The sequence below is a fragment of the Blautia marasmi genome (assembly GCF_900258535.1).
Taxonomy (GTDB): domain Bacteria; phylum Bacillota; class Clostridia; order Lachnospirales; family Lachnospiraceae; genus Blautia; species Blautia hominis.
Window position 1 is genome coordinate 5,848,124 of record NZ_OIWX01000001.1, and the last position, 16,629, is coordinate 5,864,752.

Annotated in this window: 14 protein-coding genes and 1 other RNA gene; 3 read left to right on the forward strand and 12 right to left on the reverse strand. The window is 49.0% G+C overall.

Annotated features, from left to right (window positions below):
- Position 1: 1 nt before the first annotated feature.
- Both C6P39_RS25845 and C6P39_RS25850 read right to left on the reverse strand, forming a co-directional pair.
- Positions 2 to 571 carry a TetR/AcrR family transcriptional regulator gene (locus C6P39_RS25845; protein ID WP_104805663.1) on the reverse strand — a complete coding sequence of 190 codons (570 nt, stop codon included), beginning with the start codon at positions 569 to 571 and terminating at the stop codon, positions 2 to 4.
- A gap of 244 nt (positions 572 to 815) precedes the next feature.
- Positions 816 to 2,207 (reverse strand): MATE family efflux transporter, encoded by a 1,392-nt coding sequence (locus tag C6P39_RS25850; RefSeq protein WP_288890721.1) that lies wholly within the window; start codon positions 2,205 to 2,207, stop codon positions 816 to 818.
- A 319-nt stretch (positions 2,208 to 2,526) separates the two neighbouring features.
- On the opposite strand from C6P39_RS25850, the gene C6P39_RS25855 reads away from it, so the two are divergent.
- Entirely contained in the window at positions 2,527 to 3,459 is a 933-nt protein-coding gene (locus C6P39_RS25855; RefSeq protein ID WP_104805664.1) for a ketopantoate reductase family protein, read from the forward strand.
- 349 nt (positions 3,460 to 3,808) lie between these two features.
- Here C6P39_RS25855 and C6P39_RS25860 read toward each other — a convergent pair whose 3' ends face one another.
- The 3 genes from C6P39_RS25860 to C6P39_RS25870 all read right to left on the reverse strand — a co-directional run bounded on the left by C6P39_RS25860 (position 3,809) and on the right by C6P39_RS25870 (position 5,653).
- On the reverse strand, positions 3,809 to 4,246 hold the full coding sequence (locus C6P39_RS25860) for an aspartate carbamoyltransferase regulatory subunit (RefSeq protein ID WP_095172641.1): 438 nt from the start codon (positions 4,244 to 4,246) through the stop codon (positions 3,809 to 3,811).
- On the reverse strand, positions 4,240 to 5,163 hold the full coding sequence (gene pyrB / locus C6P39_RS25865) for an aspartate carbamoyltransferase (RefSeq protein ID WP_104805665.1): 924 nt from the start codon (positions 5,161 to 5,163) through the stop codon (positions 4,240 to 4,242). The genes C6P39_RS25860 and pyrB overlap by 7 nt, the downstream gene beginning before the upstream one ends.
- Positions 5,164 to 5,263: 100 nt before the next feature.
- Positions 5,264 to 5,653, reverse strand: coding sequence for a putative ABC transporter permease (locus C6P39_RS25870; protein WP_104805666.1), 390 nt, complete (start codon positions 5,651 to 5,653; stop codon positions 5,264 to 5,266).
- A gap of 215 nt (positions 5,654 to 5,868) precedes the next feature.
- On the opposite strand from C6P39_RS25870, the gene pheA reads away from it, so the two are divergent.
- Together pheA and C6P39_RS25880 are read left to right on the forward strand one after the other, a co-directional pair.
- On the forward strand, positions 5,869 to 6,999 hold the full coding sequence (gene pheA, locus C6P39_RS25875; RefSeq protein WP_095172638.1) for a prephenate dehydratase: 1,131 nt from the start codon (positions 5,869 to 5,871) through the stop codon (positions 6,997 to 6,999).
- Between the two features lie 20 nt (positions 7,000 to 7,019).
- Positions 7,020 to 8,318: an ATP-binding protein gene (locus tag C6P39_RS25880; protein WP_104805667.1), complete on the forward strand. Its 1,299-nt coding sequence runs from the start codon at positions 7,020 to 7,022 to the stop codon at positions 8,316 to 8,318.
- Positions 8,319 to 8,439: 121 nt separating this feature from the next.
- Here C6P39_RS25880 and rnpB read toward each other — a convergent pair.
- The 7 genes from rnpB to C6P39_RS25915 all read right to left on the reverse strand — a co-directional run bounded on the left by rnpB (position 8,440) and on the right by C6P39_RS25915 (position 16,475).
- Positions 8,440 to 8,790, reverse strand: an RNA gene (gene rnpB / locus C6P39_RS25885) — RNase P RNA component class A.
- A 105-nt stretch (positions 8,791 to 8,895) separates the two neighbouring features.
- Positions 8,896 to 10,563 carry a nucleoside kinase gene (locus tag C6P39_RS25890; RefSeq protein ID WP_095172636.1) on the reverse strand — a complete coding sequence of 556 codons (1,668 nt, stop codon included), beginning with the start codon at positions 10,561 to 10,563 and terminating at the stop codon, positions 8,896 to 8,898.
- Positions 10,564 to 10,734: 171 nt separating this feature from the next.
- Positions 10,735 to 11,517 (reverse strand): Nif3-like dinuclear metal center hexameric protein, encoded by a 783-nt coding sequence (locus C6P39_RS25895; protein ID WP_104805668.1) that lies wholly within the window; start codon positions 11,515 to 11,517, stop codon positions 10,735 to 10,737.
- A gap of 284 nt (positions 11,518 to 11,801) precedes the next feature.
- Positions 11,802 to 12,506, reverse strand: a complete 705-nt coding sequence (locus C6P39_RS25900) for a tRNA (adenine(22)-N(1))-methyltransferase (protein WP_207657153.1) — start codon at positions 12,504 to 12,506, stop codon at positions 11,802 to 11,804.
- 11 nt (positions 12,507 to 12,517) lie between these two features.
- The gene (gene rpoD / locus C6P39_RS25905) at positions 12,518 to 13,642 is read right to left on the reverse strand and encodes an RNA polymerase sigma factor RpoD (protein ID WP_095172634.1); all 1,125 of its coding nucleotides are present in this window, start codon (positions 13,640 to 13,642) and stop codon (positions 12,518 to 12,520) included.
- Positions 13,643 to 13,682: 40 nt separating this feature from the next.
- Positions 13,683 to 15,467 (reverse strand): DNA primase, encoded by a 1,785-nt coding sequence (gene dnaG / locus C6P39_RS25910; RefSeq protein WP_104805669.1) that lies wholly within the window; start codon positions 15,465 to 15,467, stop codon positions 13,683 to 13,685.
- Positions 15,468 to 16,475: a deoxyguanosinetriphosphate triphosphohydrolase gene (locus C6P39_RS25915; protein ID WP_104805670.1), complete on the reverse strand. Its 1,008-nt coding sequence runs from the start codon at positions 16,473 to 16,475 to the stop codon at positions 15,468 to 15,470.
- Positions 16,476 to 16,629 lie beyond the last annotated feature (154 nt).

Below are 16,629 nucleotides of genomic sequence, written 5' to 3' on the forward strand. Positions count from 1 at the left end.
TTCAAATCCTCTCTTTCTTACCATAAACCACACGCAGGATCAGTTCTCTTAAAAAAACGGACCTGTCCGTCCCCCTCATCAGATCCTCCACCAGAAAGTCCACCACAAACCCTACAAAATCTTCCGCCGAAAATCCTTCATCCCACACTTCTCTCCTCACAGCCTCATCCCCCAACAGTACGGTCAGAAGTTCTTTTTTCATATGCCCCAGATACTCCTCCATCACCCGGTGTCCCTTCTCCTTATCCCCCACAACAAAGGCGTGTTCCGCCAAAAATCCCTGACTTCCCCCTCCGTATCTCCCAATCCGCTTCCCGATACACTCCACGACCTCCAAAAAGCTCTCCCCCTCTATCTTACTCAAAGGCACACAGAAAAGCTCCTTCCACAATTCCACCACCACTGCGATCATTAGATCATTCTTTGTAGGAAAATAATTATAAAGGGAACCCACCGCGATCCCACATGCCCCGGCAATCCCCCTCATACTGATCCGCTCTTTCTTTCCCTCCTTCACCATCTTCCCCGCAGTCCTCAAAATCTCCTCCCTGGATGTCACTACTGTATTCACGCTAAAACCTCCTGTTTTCCTCCCGCCAAACTTTCTGCTAATACTCTTTTATATTTTCAAACTGAACATTGTTCATTATACGCACTTCTAATCTGCATGTCAATTCTATTTCTTCTTAAATATCCCCTGTGTATCCGGGGGAGGTTTAGACTTGCTCAGACAAAAACAGACCCCCGGTCAGGGAATAAATTCGATTCCCTGACCGGAGATCTGTTTTTTCTGATTCTGTGTGCCGGGCATTTCCTTACCGCTGTCCATGAGCCGCTGCTTCCCGCTTCCGCATTTGAGCGATCACCTTTTTAAACTGTACCCCAAACAACACAGCCGTAGTTGTCACTGCCAGCATATCCGCCACCGGCTCCGCCAAAAACACTGCCATGGTCTTATCCTCAAAGAATACCGGCAGTATATAGATCAGAGGGATCAACAGGATCACCTTCCGAAGCAGGGCCAGAAAAATCGACTCCTTCGCTTTCCCCAGCGCAATAAACGTCTGCTGGCAGGCAATCTGGACTCCAAATATACAGGACACCGCCATATAGATCTTCATGGCCCATTTGGTAGTCCGCATAAGCTCCTCATTACTTGTGAAAATAGCCGCGAACACCCCCGGTGCAAACATAGCCACAGCCCAGATAGCCACTGCATAGATCACGCAGGACCGCAGCAGCAGGAAAAAGGCCCGTTTCACGCGGTCCGGGTTCCCTGCCCCGAAATTATAACTGACGATGGGCTGGGACCCCTGTGTCAGCCCCTGAAGCGGCAGCATAGAGAACTGCATCACACTGGACAAAATAGTCATAGCGCCCACAGCCATATCCCCGCCGTATTTCAGCAGAGAGGAGTTGAAACAGATATTCAGGATACTCTCTGTGGACTGCATAATAAACGGTGACAGCCCAAGAGCCATACAGGGAAAAAATACTTTAGGCTTTATCCGCATATATTTCTTCCGAAGCCTGAGCGTGGTCTTCTTTCCGCACAAAAACCGGATGACCCACACAGCAGACACGCCCTGGGATATAATAGTTGCCAGAGCAGCGCCCTGTACCCCCATATGCAGCCCGAAAATGAAAATAGGGTCCAGTACAATATTACACACAGCCCCGATCACCACACTGAGCATACTTACGGTGGCAAACCCTTGAGCCGTAATAAACGCATTCATCCCCAGGGCAGCCTGCACAAACAAGGTACCCACTGCATAGATCTGCATATACGCCGTCGCGTACTCAATGGTATTCTCACTTGCCCCGAACAAAAGCAGCAGGTCCTTGGAAAATATAAGGAAAAATACAGTCAGAAGAATTCCTGCTATGAGAAGCCCCATGGCGCAGTTACCCATGATCTCCTCCGCCTCATCCTTCTTTCCTTTTCCCATCATAATAGAAGAACGGGGGGCGCCTCCCATACTCACCAGTGCCGCGAATGCCGAAATCAGCATGATCAATGGAAACGTGACACCCACCCCGGTCAATGCCTGTGCCCCGTATCCGGGAATATGGCCGATATACATGCGGTCAACCATGTTGTAGAGCACATTTACTACCTGCGCTGTAATTGCGGGAACCGACAGCCTGAATAACAGCCGGCCTATGGGTTCTCTGCCTAAATCTGTCTCTTTCTTTTGTTTCATTTCAATGCCTTCCTTACTTTATATATATTTGTTGTACCTGTTCTGTACCTTCACAGTCACGGGCAATATCCATGCACTACCGCCTTAGGTGGCAGTTTTGCTTGGCTGCTGATGTTTTCCCAAAGGGGACCTATGTTTAGCGTTTAAGGCCAACCGTATTATATATTAACACATCTGTAACTCTTTTTCCATATCCATAATTTCACCTTAAAAGATGCCCCTCCTTTCTTACTTTTGTATCCCCATTTTGTTGCCTCTTGCAGAACCGGACATTTAAGGATAAAATAAACAGTAACGATCATATTTAGGAGGAGAATATATGAAAGAGATCAAGACAGTTGCCCTGATCGGGCTGGGAGCCATAGGAAGTTTTCTGGCATCCCATTTAAAATATGCGCTGGAATACAGTAACCTGCGGATCATTGCAGGCGAAGAACGCAGGAAACGTCTGGAGAAAAACGGTATTCTTGTAAACGGGGAGCCTTTGTTTTTTCATGTCGTTTCCCCTGAAGAAGAGATGGAGCCTGCTGACCTGGTAATCCTGATCACAAAGATGGGCGGACTGAAGCAGGCTGTACAGGATGTAAAAAACCAGGTGGGGCCTGACACCATTTTAATGTGCCCCTTAAACGGCGTGGAGAGTGAAGAACTGGTGGCTGAAACATACGGATGGGAACATCTGCTCTATTCCATCGCAAGGGTCAGTGTGGTGATGAAGGGAAATGAGGTCAGCTTTCAGCAGGAAACCGCACGTTTTGAGATCGGAGAAAGAGAGAATACCGTGATCTCCCCACAGGTGCAGGCAGTAAAAGATCTGTTTGACCGGGCAGGCATCAAATGTATTGTGCCAAAAGATATGGTGTTTGACATGTGGCACAAGTTTATGTGTAATGTGAGTGAAAATCAGAGTGCCGCCATTCTGGGCATCCCGTTCGGGGCATGGGTGGTCAGTGAACATGCCAATGCCATTCGGGAAGCAGCAATGCGGGAAGTTGTGGCCATTGCCAATAAAAAAGGGATTGGCCTGTCTGAGGAGGATATCGTGGCCCAGAGGCAGGTGTTTCCTAAAATACCTTATGGGAATAAACCTTCCACTCTGCAGGATATTGAGGCCGGAAGGAAGACGGAGGTTGATATCTTTGCGGGGGCTGTGATCCGGATGGGGAAGGAAGTGGGGGTGGAGACGCCTTTGAATGAGTTTTTTTATCATGCGATACGGGTGTTGGAGGAGAAGAATGAAGGGGGGATATAAATAAGCGGACGGAGGAGCCGCGGCGGATGGGACCTGGGGTGTATCTCTGTTGGCTCGACGTTGCGCGTCCCTCAGCTAACTGGCGTTCGCACTAAGTTCATCAGGAGAGCCTTCTTCACTAAGTGCTCACAGCCAGTGGATCTTCGGGCCGCTCCACTTAACCTCGCCAACAGAGATACACCCCAGGTCCCATCCGCCGCGGCTCCTCCTGGTTATTTATAGCTCCACATAGGAAAAGAAAAAAGAAAAAGATAAAAGATAAAGAGAAAAGAAAAAACCTGTCTATGGCCTATTCTTATTATGAGGGCTGGAGGCAGGTTTTTTCTTTAAATGATTTGTACGAGAAAAATTATTTGTTGCGGTTGCCGCGGTATTTTTCTTCGCAGTATTTGCAGCGGTAGATTTCTTTTTCGGGGTCGGCCAGGATGAAGACTTGGTCTAATTCCTGTTCGATGGAGGTGATGCAGCGGGGGTTGCGGCATTGGATCACGTTGGTGATCTGTTTTGGGAGCTGGAGTTCTTTTTTCTGTACGATCTCTCCGTCTTTTATGATGTTGACGGTAATGGTGTGGTCTATGAAGCCCAGAATGTCAAGGTCTAAGGTGTCGATGGGGCATTCTACTTTGATGATGTCTTTTCTGCCCATTTTCTGGCTTCTGGCGTTTTTGATGAGGGCAACGCAGCAGTCCAGTTTGTCCAGCTTCAGGTCTTTGTAGATAGTCATGCATTTTCCGGCTTTGATGTGGTCAAGTACCACACCTTCGTTTAAACGGCCAACATTTAACATAAGTCCACCTCCTCGAATAGTGTGAGAATCAGCGCCATCCTGACATAGACGCCGTACTGCGCCTGTTTGAAATAGGCGGCTCTGGGGTCGCTGTCCACCTCTGTGGAGATTTCGTTTACCCTGGGAAGGGGATGCAGCACCAGCATGTCCGGTCCGGCCAGATCCATTTTGGCTTTGTCCAGGATGTAGAAATCTTTCATGCGGACGTAATCTTCCTCGTTGAAGAAACGCTCCTTCTGTACTCTTGTCATGTAGAGAAGGTCAAGATCCGGGAGGACTTCCTCCAGACGCTCCACTTCTTCAAATTCATGGCCGCTGGCTTTTAGTACGTCCTCTTTGATGTAGTCGGGAACACGAAGTTCCTCCGGGGAAATGAGGACAAATTTGACCCCTGTGTAGCGGACCAGGGCCTCGATCAAGGAGTGAACGGTGCGGCCGAATTTCAGGTCTCCGCACAGACCGATGGTGATGTTGTCAAGGCGTCCTTTTAAAGAACGGATGGTAAGCATATCGGTTAAAGTCTGTGTTGGATGCTGGTGGCCGCCGTCTCCGGCATTGATGACTGGGATTTCAGATGCCATGGATGCCACAAGCGGCGCACCCTCTTTCGGATGACGCATGGCACAGATATCTGCGTAGCAGGAAACCACGCGGATGGTATCGGCAACGCTCTCACCTTTTGCTGCGGAACTGGAATCAGCACTGGAAAATCCCAGAACCTTGCCGCCCAGACGAAGCATAGCGGATTCAAAGCTCAAACGTGTTCTTGTACTTGGTTCATAAAACAAAGTCGCCATGATCTTGCCGTCGCAGGCATGAGCGTACTTTTCCGGATTCTTTTCAATATCATTGGCCAGATTTAAGACTTTATCCAACTCTTCCACGGAAAAATCCAGCGGACTCATCAAGTGTCTCATAGATTACCTCCTGTGTATATAATTATCATGTTGCAGTCACACAGGCGCGTTCTTCCTGCGTGATTACCATGTACTATCATATACCAGTTCAAGGGTAATTTCAAGAATTATCGGACAGTATCTTCTCAAAAAAAAGACCCGTCACAAACCATACCGGAGCGTAGTCCAGCCGGATCAGTCCTTTGTAATTAAGCTTGGCCTTGCTGTAATCCCAGGGACACATATGAAAATGCTTCAGCAGCGCGCCGCTTGTAAGCTCCGCCGCAAAAATCCCCGTCATATAAATGCTGCCCCGAAGGAAGGTAGAACATCCTTTCAGGCTTTTTGAAACCGGCCTGATACAGGCAGCCATCCCGTAAATAGGAAACATCCAGATTGAGGACTGTCCAATCAGCCGGAAATCCTTTTTCTGAATGGCATGGACTCCGGTCCACAAAATCTCCATACACCAGCCGGCAGTGCCGCAGAGCAGAAAGGTATGCTTTTTCATGCTTTTATCTCCTGTTTTTTTCTTATTATTATGGATTCTAATAGCTGAAATTATGTAACCGTTCAAATAACCGGATCATTACGGAATTATACAAAAAGCTTGCGTACTGTAAAGTGCCGGTGTATGATAAATAAAAGAAAGTCCGCCTGCCGTACTTTCTTTTCTCTTGAAACAACAAGGCGGATTTAATTCAGAAATGGAGAGGTTACAAAAGTATGTTGGATTTACAAAAAATGCGTAATGACATCGACGTGATTGACACCCAGATCGTAAAGCTCTTTGAGGAGCGGATGAAGATCTGCGAGGATGTGGCGCAGTTTAAGATTGAGACAGGAAAACCCGTCTTTGATAAAAGCAGGGAACAGGAAAAGCTGGAGTCCCTCGGCGGCAAAGCCCATAATGATTTTAACCGCTGCGGCGTGCAGGAACTGTTTGAACAGATCATGTCCATCAGCCGCAAACGCCAGTACCAGCTTCTTCAGGAAAATGGTATGGAGGAAAAAACCGAATTTGTCAAAATAGAGGATCTGAAAAAGGAACATGCCACGGTTGTCTTCCAGGGTGTGGAGGGGGCTTACAGTTTTGCTGCCATGCACACCTTCTTCGGTGAGGAAATCAAGAGCTTTCACGTGGATACCTGGAAGGACGCCATGGAAGCGATCAAAACAGGAAGGGCTGAATTTGCCGTACTTCCCATTGAGAATTCCACTGCGGGGATCGTCCAGGATATCTATGACCTGCTCACAGAGTATGACCATGTGATTGTGGGGGAGCAGATCATTCCCTGTGAGCATGTACTCATGGGACTTCCCTGCACCTCCCTCTCAGATATCCGCACGGTCTATTCCCATCCGCAGGCTCTTATGCAGTGCAGAGAGTATCTGGAAGAGCACAGAGACTGGCAGCAGATGGAGTGGAGCAATACCGCCGCTGCCGCAAAGAAGGTGGCGGATGAAAAGGACCCCGCCCAGGCTGCCATTGGGAGCCGCCACGCGGCAAAACATTTTGGCCTTACGGTCCTTGAAGAAGGCATTTACTCCAATGTGAATAATTCCACACGTTTTATTATTGTGACCAGGGAGAAGATCTACTGCCGGGATGCCCGTAAGATCAGTGTCAGCTATGAACTTCCCCATGAGAGCGGAAGTCTGTACAACAGCCTCTCCCATTTTATTTACAATGGCCTCAATATGACCAAGATCGAATCACGTCCCATCATGGAGCGCAACTGGGAGTATCGCTTTTTTGTGGATTTCGAGGGAAATTTAAGTGACAGTGCTGTTAAAAATGCCCTGCGCGGCCTGAGATCCGAAGCTCAAAATCTTCGTGTACACGGAAACTACTAAAAACAAAAGAAGGAAGAACCATGAAAAACATCAACGAATGTATCATATACCGAAACTTTGACCACGGCGAAACACTGGAAAATATGTTCTCCATATTTTCCGCCTCTGAGACAGAGGAGGCGGCATTAAAAGAACGAAAGGAGCTGTTCTTTCAGAGCGTCAACCAGCTTGTGGAGATGGCCGGCTCCTTTGGGTTTGCCGGAAACCTCTGGCACAACTATCTGACCTTTCTGTTGGTCAACCACGAAAATGCCTTCAGTACAGCCTGTGAGATCGTAGGCCCTGTGAAAGGCAGCATCAATGACTTTGCCAGACATGATTTTACTATTTTTAAAGAGCTGTTCGACTTTGACCTGACCTCCCTTGACCATGCCTTCGGCACTTCCTGCTGTTCCCTGATCTGCGATTACACCAATGTGGACGAAAACAGCAAGCTGTTCAACAAGCGGATCCGCGACCGCATCTGCACCCTCAGCAGACGCCTGGGCCAGGCAGCGGATGTGGCGGAGTTCATGGATGACATGGTGGAATTCTATAAGGATTTCGGTGTTGGAAAGCTGGGCCTGCATAAAGCATTCCGTCTGGAGCACCTGCAGACAGAAGCCCATGTCCGTATTGTCCCCATTACCAAAATAGCCCATGTCCAGTTAGATGACCTGGTGGGATATGAGATTGCAAAGAAAAAGCTCATAGACAACACAGAGGCTTTTATAGAGGGAAAACGTGCCAACAACTGCCTTCTCTTCGGCGACGCAGGCACCGGAAAATCCTCCAGCATCAAAGCTATCCTGAATCAATACTACGGACAGGGTCTCCGCATTATCGAAGTCTACAAGCACCAGTTCCAGGACTTAAACGATGTGATCGCCCAGATCAAAAACCGCAACTACAAATTCATCATATACATGGATGACCTGTCTTTTGAGGATTTTGAGATCGAATATAAATACCTGAAGGCTGTAATTGAAGGCGGCCTGGAGAAAAAGCCGGATAATATCCTGATCTACGCCACCTCCAACCGCCGCCATCTGGTGCGCGAGCGCTTCAGCGACAAAGAGGACAGAAACGATGATTTGCACACCAACGACACGGTCCAGGAAAAGCTCTCCCTGGTTTCCCGGTTTGGAGTGACCATCTATTTCGGTTCCCCGGACAAAAAAGAATTTCAGGAGATCGTCACTTCCCTGGCTGCCAGAAACGGCATCACCATGGACCGTGATGAGCTTCTTTTGAAGGCCAACGCCTGGGAACTCCAGCACGGCGGTTTCTCAGGCCGGACTGCCCAGCAGTTCATAGACTATCTCCTGGGCCAGCAGTAGGGACGCCGCAGCCATAGACAAAAACCACAAAACGCCTGGTATGCTTATCTGAAAGGAACTCTTCCGAGTCCAGATCCGATACGCATACCAGGCGTTTTACAACCGCAGCTGCGGTTTTCAAATATCAAGCAGAACTATAAGCCGGGTTATGTCGTGAATAATCATCTATCTAGTTCTGCTGTCACCAGCAGACTCAAGCGACCCACCTAAAAGCGTGACGGGCAGCCACATTGCTTTTCATTCGGTCTTGCTTCGGATGGGGTTTACATATGCCCTCCCTGTTACCAGAGAGGCGGTAGTCTCTTACACTGCCCTTCCACCCTTACCAGTAAAACACTGGCGGTACATTTCTGTTGCACTATCCTTGGAGTCACCTCCACCGGACGTTATCCGGCATCCTGCCCTGCGAAGCCCGGACTTTCCTCACCTGGCCCCTTTCGGTCCTGCCAGCCGCGATTATCCATTCTACTTGACACAAACGTCATTTTAACACAGCGCTCCGGATTTGTAAACAGCAAAAACGAAGACTATGGGTCTTATACGTTACTATTCACGGCTGCTATCCCGCCAGGTGTTTTTATACATCAAAACAGCCGCCCCCGATAAATTCTCTGAGAATGGAGTTGTGAGGCACAGCGTCCGCAGGCATTCCCACAAAATAATCCAGGAATTTCAGGATCCTCTTCGCCTCATTGTACTCCGGTTCTTCCGGCGTAATTCCAAAGAGCAGAGGCTCTGCATACATTTTCAGTACAGCCAGCTCATAGATCAGCGCCGAGTTAAACATCACATCCGCAGACTCCTGATACGGGAAGATATACTGCTCCTCCCCCCGTCTCACGGAATTCCACATGGCAATGGTATGCTTTGCCGACGTTCCTCTGGTCCTGGCATCCCTGACGATCCTTCGGATCAGCCTGCCATCTGTAGTTGGTATCCTGTTGTGCTCGTCAATATTGATCTGCGTCAGCGCGCTCACATAGATTTTAAACTTACTCTCTTTTGGCAGTGTCTCGCTGAGTTTGTCATTCAGCCCATGGATTCCCTCTATGACCAGGATATCATCCGCGCCAAGCTGCAGATGATCCCCTTTGTATTCCCTCTGTCCAATCTTAAAATTAAAGGACGGCAGTTCCACCCGCTCTCCGCTAAGAAGGGCATTCATATCCGCATTAAACTGCTTGATATCAATGGCCTCCAGACATTCAAAGTTATAATTGCCGTGTTCATCCAGAGGTGTCTGGTCCCTGTTCAAGAAATAATTGTCCACAGCAATTGGATGGGGGTGCAGGCCGTGAGCCGACAGCTGGATCGACAGCCTGTGGGAAAATGTGGTCTTTCCCGATGAGGACGGTCCGGCTATCATGATAAATTTCTTGTCTCCTGCCATTACGATCTGGTCTGCTATTTTGGATATTTTCCCCTCCTGCAGAGCCTCGGCTATGAGGATCAGTTCATTGGCTCCCTGCTGTGTTACCTGGCCGTTCAAGTCTCCTACCGTGTCAGTCTGCATCATCTCACCCCAGCGGCCGGATTCCTTCTGTACCTGGAAGATCTTCGGCTGCGGACGGAAAGGCGGCACCGTCTCCGGGTCTTTCTGCTCCGGAAGCTGGAGTACAAATCCTTCGTCATATGGATACAGATCAAAATATTTGAGATAGCCTGTGTGATTTACCATAAAACCATAAAAATAGTCCTCAAAATCTCCCAGACTGTATATGTTGACCCTGGATACCCTGCGGTACCGGAACAGCTTCTCTTTGTCATACATGCCGTGATCATGGAAGATCTCAATGGCCTCATCGGTACTTACACTCCGCTTCAGAATGGGTATCTTTTCCCCCACTAGCTGCAGCATATATGCTTTGACTTCAGCCAGGAATTTCTCATCCACCTTTACATTTCCGTCAATGGTGAAATAATATCCTGAGCTGACAGAATAATGAAGAACTGCCTTCTTTATATTCTCATGGCCTGCCACATGATAGACCGCCTTCAGAACCAGCAGCGACGCACTTCTCTTGTAAGTCTTATGCCCAATCTCATCCGCTGTGGTGATAAACTCCAGTATGCCGGGTTTTTTCAGTTTTTTGTGAAGCTCACAGAGCTTGCCGTTTTTCATTACCAGTACAATGGGATATCGGGTTGTCCCCTCATATTCCTCCACGATCTTTGCGTATGGAGTACCATAGGGATATTCTCTTGTCTTGCCCAAAATCTTCACTGCTATATTTCTGTCGCTCATAGATACCTCCTGTTCTCTTATATAAAAACGCACCGGCTCTGTTTCGCCGGTGCATCACAGATGAATTCCCTTATATCAGTCTATGGAACCGTTCAGATACCCGAACTGTTACAATATATGCACGTTACAGGGCAATTATTCTGCCTCTGTATCTGATTGATACCTTCACCGTTACAGAACGGTACAAGGATGCAGGATCTCCATCCTGCCCACTTCCAGTCCGGGCAGCTTTTCGGCAAGCTCCTGCCTCATATATTCCATAAAAATATATTCAGTCCCATAGTGTCCCGCATCAATGATGCTTACCCCCTGGGCCACCGCGTCAATGGCTGTGTGGTAATCCACATCCCCTGTTATATATACCTGTGCCTTCTTTTTAAGCACTTCCTTCATCAGGCTCTTTCCGGAGCCTGTGCAGACAGCGGCACGGTTCACACCAACGTCCAGACTGCCGTATACGGTTACATGTGGAAGCTGAAACTGCGCTTTTACAAAGAGAGCGCACTCCCGCAGTGTCATTTCCCGGGGCAGAGAACCGATCCTTCCGATCCCCTCCTGCCTTTGTCCGTCCTCAAAGGTTACTTCCAGCACTTCACGCTTTGAAAGCTCAAGGAAATCCGCGCTCATATCCGCCATACCCAGAATATCAAAATTTGTGTGCATGGCGTAATAGCTGATCTGATTTCCAATCAGGCCCATGATCCTGCGGCCGATAAAATCCTCCGCCACCACCCGTTTCATGCCTGAAAAGATCAGCGGGTGGTGGGTGATCATCAGATCCGCCCCAAAATCAATGGCTGCCTGCAAGGTCTCATCCGTCACATCAAGAGCCAGGAAGATTTTTTTCACTTCCCGCTCCCGATCCCCGGCCAGAAGACCTACATTGTCCCAGCTCTCAGCAAAAGAGGGTGCATATTTCTGTTCCAGAATTTCTATTATCTCTTTACATTTCATATTGCTTGTCTCCTGTTTTGCAACATTTCAGATATTGGAACGTTTACAAGTTACTATTCACGGCGGCTATCCCGCGAGGTGTTTTTATGCGCTTGCGCATGAAAATCCCGAGGCAGCCAGCGCGATATGGGGCAGAATGCTCCATATCTGTGCATCGCGGAGCGTGTTACTGTTTACAGAACTGCGTTTTTTGCAGGGCTGTGAATAGGAACGTTTACAAGCATACGGCCATAAAAAATCCCTTCGCCATGGGCTGCATATCTGCCGCACTTTCATACGGGCTGTTATTCTTTATAATACTCCAACGCTTTTCGGATATGGATAAGCTCCTGTTCCAGTTCCAAAAGCCGCCGGCTGCCTGTCCTGGTATCTGCAGCCTTAAGATGTTCCATGATTTTTTCCACGGAGGATCGTTCCTTTAACAAAAACTGTTTCAGAACCGGATTTCTGCTGTCCAGAAGGCCGCTGCCGTAGAGATACTCAATCTCTTCCGTGTAACTCTGCCCGCCCCTGACAGCTTTCATCATCGGATAATACTTTCCGTCTTCAAAGACCATATCCTCCGCTGTGATCCTGTACCCATGTTCCAGCAGAAAATGCCGGAAACGGCCAATCTCAGACTGGGGCTGGAGAATCAGCTCTGATACAGTCTCCAGCACATGGCTTCCCTCAGTGAGGATCTTCTCCATGAGCGGGCCGCCCATGCCGGCTATGATAACCGTATCCGCCTCCCCGCGGGATAAAGCTTTTACACCATCAGAGAGGCGGGTTTCTATGTAGTTCCCCAGCCCGTATTCCCTGATATGTTCCTCTGCCCGAAGAAGAGGACCCCGGTTCACATCCATGGCAATGGCTCCCGGTATCCTTCCTTCCAGATACAGATAAATGGGAATATAACCGTGGTCACACCCTACATCCGCGATCCTGCTGCCGGGTGTCACCAGGGATGCCACAGCGCGAAGCCTGTCCGAAAGCTGCACATTCTTCATACTGCTCATCCTTAATCCAGATAATCCTTTAATTTACGGCTGCGGCTGGGGTGGCGGAGCTTACGCAGTGCTTTGGCCTCGATCTGGCGGATACGCTCCCTGGTCACATTAAATTCTTTGCCCACTTCTTCCAAGGTCCTGGCTCTTCCGTCATCCAGGCCAAAACGCAGCCTGAGGACCTTCTGCTCCCTGTCTGTCAATGTATTTAACACTTCCACAAGCTGTTCTTTTAAAAGTGTGAAGGCAGCCGCATCTGCGGGAACCGGCACATTGTCATCCTGGATAAAATCTCCCAGATGGCTGTCTTCCTCCTCACCGATGGGTGTCTCAAGAGATACCGGTTCCTGGGATATTTTCAGGATCTCACGGACTCTGTCCACTGACATATCCATCTTCTCTGCAATCTCCTCCGGCTGCGGCTCCCTGCCCAGCTCCTGCAGAAGCTGGCGTGACACACGGATCAGCTTATTGATGGTCTCCACCATATGCACAGGGATACGGATGGTACGTGCCTGGTCTGCAATGGCCCTTGTTATGGCCTGGCGGATCCACCAGGTAGCGTATGTGGAGAATTTGTAACCTTTTCTGTAGTCGAATTTTTCCACAGCCTTGATCAGACCCAGATTTCCCTCCTGGATCAGATCGAGAAACAACATACCACGTCCCACATAACGCTTGGCGATGCTGACAACCAAACGCAGGTTGGCCTCTGCCAGACGTTTCTTGGCTGCCTCATCTCCCTCTTCCATACGTTTTGCCAGTTCTATCTCCTCCTCTGCGGACAGAAGGGGCACCTTGCCGATCTCTTTTAGATACATACGGACAGGGTCCTCGATGCTGATGCCCTCCGGAACGGAAAGGTCGATATTCTCCACATCCACTTCTTCCTCTTCGTCCAGATTGATGCCGTCATCATCGCTGATTATAAAAACGTCCTCGTCACTTTCCGGAATGCGCAGCACATCAATACCGCAGGATTCCAGATAGTCAAATACTTTGTCCAGGGCGTCAGGGTCCAGGGGCATTTCCTTGAAATGGTCATTGATCTCCTGGTATTCCAGGACATTTTTCTTTTTCTTTCCCAGCTCCACCAGTTCCTGCAGTTTCTCGCTGAATTTCGCCATGTTCATTTCCATAAAATGTTCCATCCTCTCATTACTTAGTTATATCTTTGCCTCAATCAAAAGAAATATGCAGTGTTACCTTTCCACTTTCAATTTCTTCCAGATGTTTTTTTGCCTCCACAAGTCTCTGCAGGCCTGCAATGTCCGTCGGCGCCAGAGTCTGACTCTGATGCGCAATGCTGTCCCGTTTCATCCTGCAGACGGTTTCCTTGAGAGCGCGCATGCGCTCCTGGTCATTTTCCAGATGCAGGGTTGCGTGAAATAAGGATGTAACTTCCTTTTGTTCTTCGCTGTCAGTGAACCGGTTCAAAAGCTTAGCCGGATTGACCTTTCCTTGTTCGTGCTGTTCAAATAAAAGCTCTGCCACCTGCCGAAACAGGGGCGTAGTAAAATCATCAGGGCTTATATACCCCTCTATGGTGTCAAACATCTTCGGATAGGAAGTGAGCCAGGTCAGCATCAGCTTCTGGGAAGCATCCCTGCCGTCCTCCTTTTTCTCCCGTCTCCGCTCTTTTACAGGCTGTTTGGGCTTTGCCGAGATGGCTGTACCCGATAGGGCCAGGTTATTCACCATGCGCCGCAGATCTTCATAACGAATCTGATAGTTCCTGGAAATACTCTCCATGTAATTGTTACGCTCAAGTTCCTCAGGAAATTCCAGCAGTTTTTTTGCGATCGCCCTGTAAAACTCTGTTTTGTCCTCCGGGTCCGCCAGATTATACTGCCGTTCCATGACCTGGACCTCAAACAAAAAATAATTCATAGCCTCAGAAAGCCGCTTCTCAAATGCCTCCTGACCCTCTGCCTTGATGAACTCATCCGGGTCCTTGTAAGGCGCCAGATTTACCACCCTGGGCTTGATGCCTGCCTCCCGGAGAATGGGGATCCCCCGAAGGGCTGCCTTCTGCCCTGCCTCATCACTGTCATAGGTCAGCAGTACTTCCTTTGTGTAGCGGCTCATAAGGCTGGCATGTCCGCTTGTGAGGGCTGTCCCAAGGGAAGCCACCGCATTGGTAAATCCCGCCTGGTGCATGGAAATGACATCCATATATCCCTCGCAGATGATCAGGTAATTCTTTCTGGACTTTCTGGCAATGTTCAGGCCGTAAAGGTTGCGGCTCTTGTCAAAAATTTTCGTCTCCGGCGAGTTCAGATACTTGGGTTTTGCATCGCCCATAACACGCCCGCCGAAACCGATCACCCGGTTATTCACATCCATAATGGGAAACATGACACGGTTCCAGAACTTGTCGTGCATGCCATATCTCTCATCCGCGGAAAAAAGCCCGGATTCTTTCAAAATGGTATCCGAATAGCCTTTTCCCTTCAGATACCGGTACAGGCTGTCTGAATATTTGCTGGAATAGCCCAGGCCGAAACCCTTGATGGTATCGTCTGACAATTCCCTGTTCTTCAGATACTCGTAAGCCTGCCTGCCTCCTTCCTGCTTCAGGAGATAATAATAGTAGGCGGCAGCTTTTTTGTTTACCTCCAGAAGAACTGTCTTTAAGTCCGCGGCAGCCCTCTGTTCTTTGGAGTATTCCCCTTCCGGAAGTTTCACCCCGGCCCGCTCAGCCAGGTATTTCACAGCTTCTATAAAGGTAAAATTCTCATACTCCATGATAAAAGTAAACACATTTCCTCCTGCTCCGCACCCGAAGCAGTAATACATCTGCTTGCCGGGGCTTACGGAGAAGGACGGTGATTTTTCATTGTGGAAAGGGCACAGGCCAAAGTAGGAGCTGCCCTTTTTCTGCAGCCGCACATAACCGGAAATGACATCCACAATGTCATTTTTCATGCGGACTTCTTCAATTATGTCATCGGAATAAAACATCTAGTAAACACTCCATCCTTTCGGAACAAAAATATCCCTGAATTTTTCCATGGAATACTGGTCCGTCATACCGGAAATATAGTCACAGACAACCCGGTTCATCTCCTCGCCGTCCTTAAGCAGCCGTTTGTACTCCTCAGACATTTTGTCCGGTTTGGTGCTGTAATAGCCGTACAGGGCTTCCACAAGGTTCTCTGCCTTTTCCTCTTCCTCTTTCGCAACGGGATTCAGATAGACATTCCGGAACATAATGTCCCGAAGGTCACGCAGTCCCTCCTCAATCTCAGGGGACATGTGTATCGCATCTTTCCCTCTGCTGTTGTCCACAATATCATGAATAAAGGTGTTGAGCCGTTCTTTTGTGTTCTCACCCAGCAAAAGCCGCAGGGTGATGGGAATGTCATCTTCCGTGATAACCCCTGCTCTCTGGGCGTCATCCATATCGTGATGGATATAGGAAATCTTATCACAGAGCCGTACGATCTGTCCCTCCAGGGTATGGGGGGAACCGCTGGTTCTGTGATTCAGGATTCCGTCCCGCACCTCCCAGGTAAGATTCAGTCCCGCACCGTTCTTCTCCAGACATTCCACCACCCGGATGCTCTGCCGGTAATGGGCAAATCCCAGGGGGCACACTCTGTCAAGCGCTCTCTCCCCAGCATGGCCAAAGGGGGTATGCCCCAAATCGTGTCCCAGCGCAATGGCCTCCACCAGATCATCATTGAGCCTTAAAGCCTTCGCAATGGTCCTGGCAGTCTGGGAAACCTCCAGGGTGTGGGTCAGACGGTTCCTGTAATGGTCCCCCTGGGGCGCCAGAAAGACCTGGGTCTTATCCTTCAGCCTCCGAAAGGACTTGCAGTGCAGGATCCTGTCCCGGTCCCGCTGATAGACCGTCCGGATATCGCACTCCTCCTCATAACGGTCCCTGCCCCTGCTGTCCCTGCTGTGGGCAGCGTAAGGGCTTAAAAGTTCCATCTCCCTTTGTTCCATTTCCTCACGGATATTCATTCGGCAGCTCACCTTCTCTCTTCAAAAGCAAAGCCAGTATAAAAAACATTCTCATATACATTATTACGCATAAAACAGGCATTTCCTTTTTCTCCGGCAAAAATTTCACATTTTTTTTCTTTCCCCGCACATTCCCTCATAAACAGCAAAAATT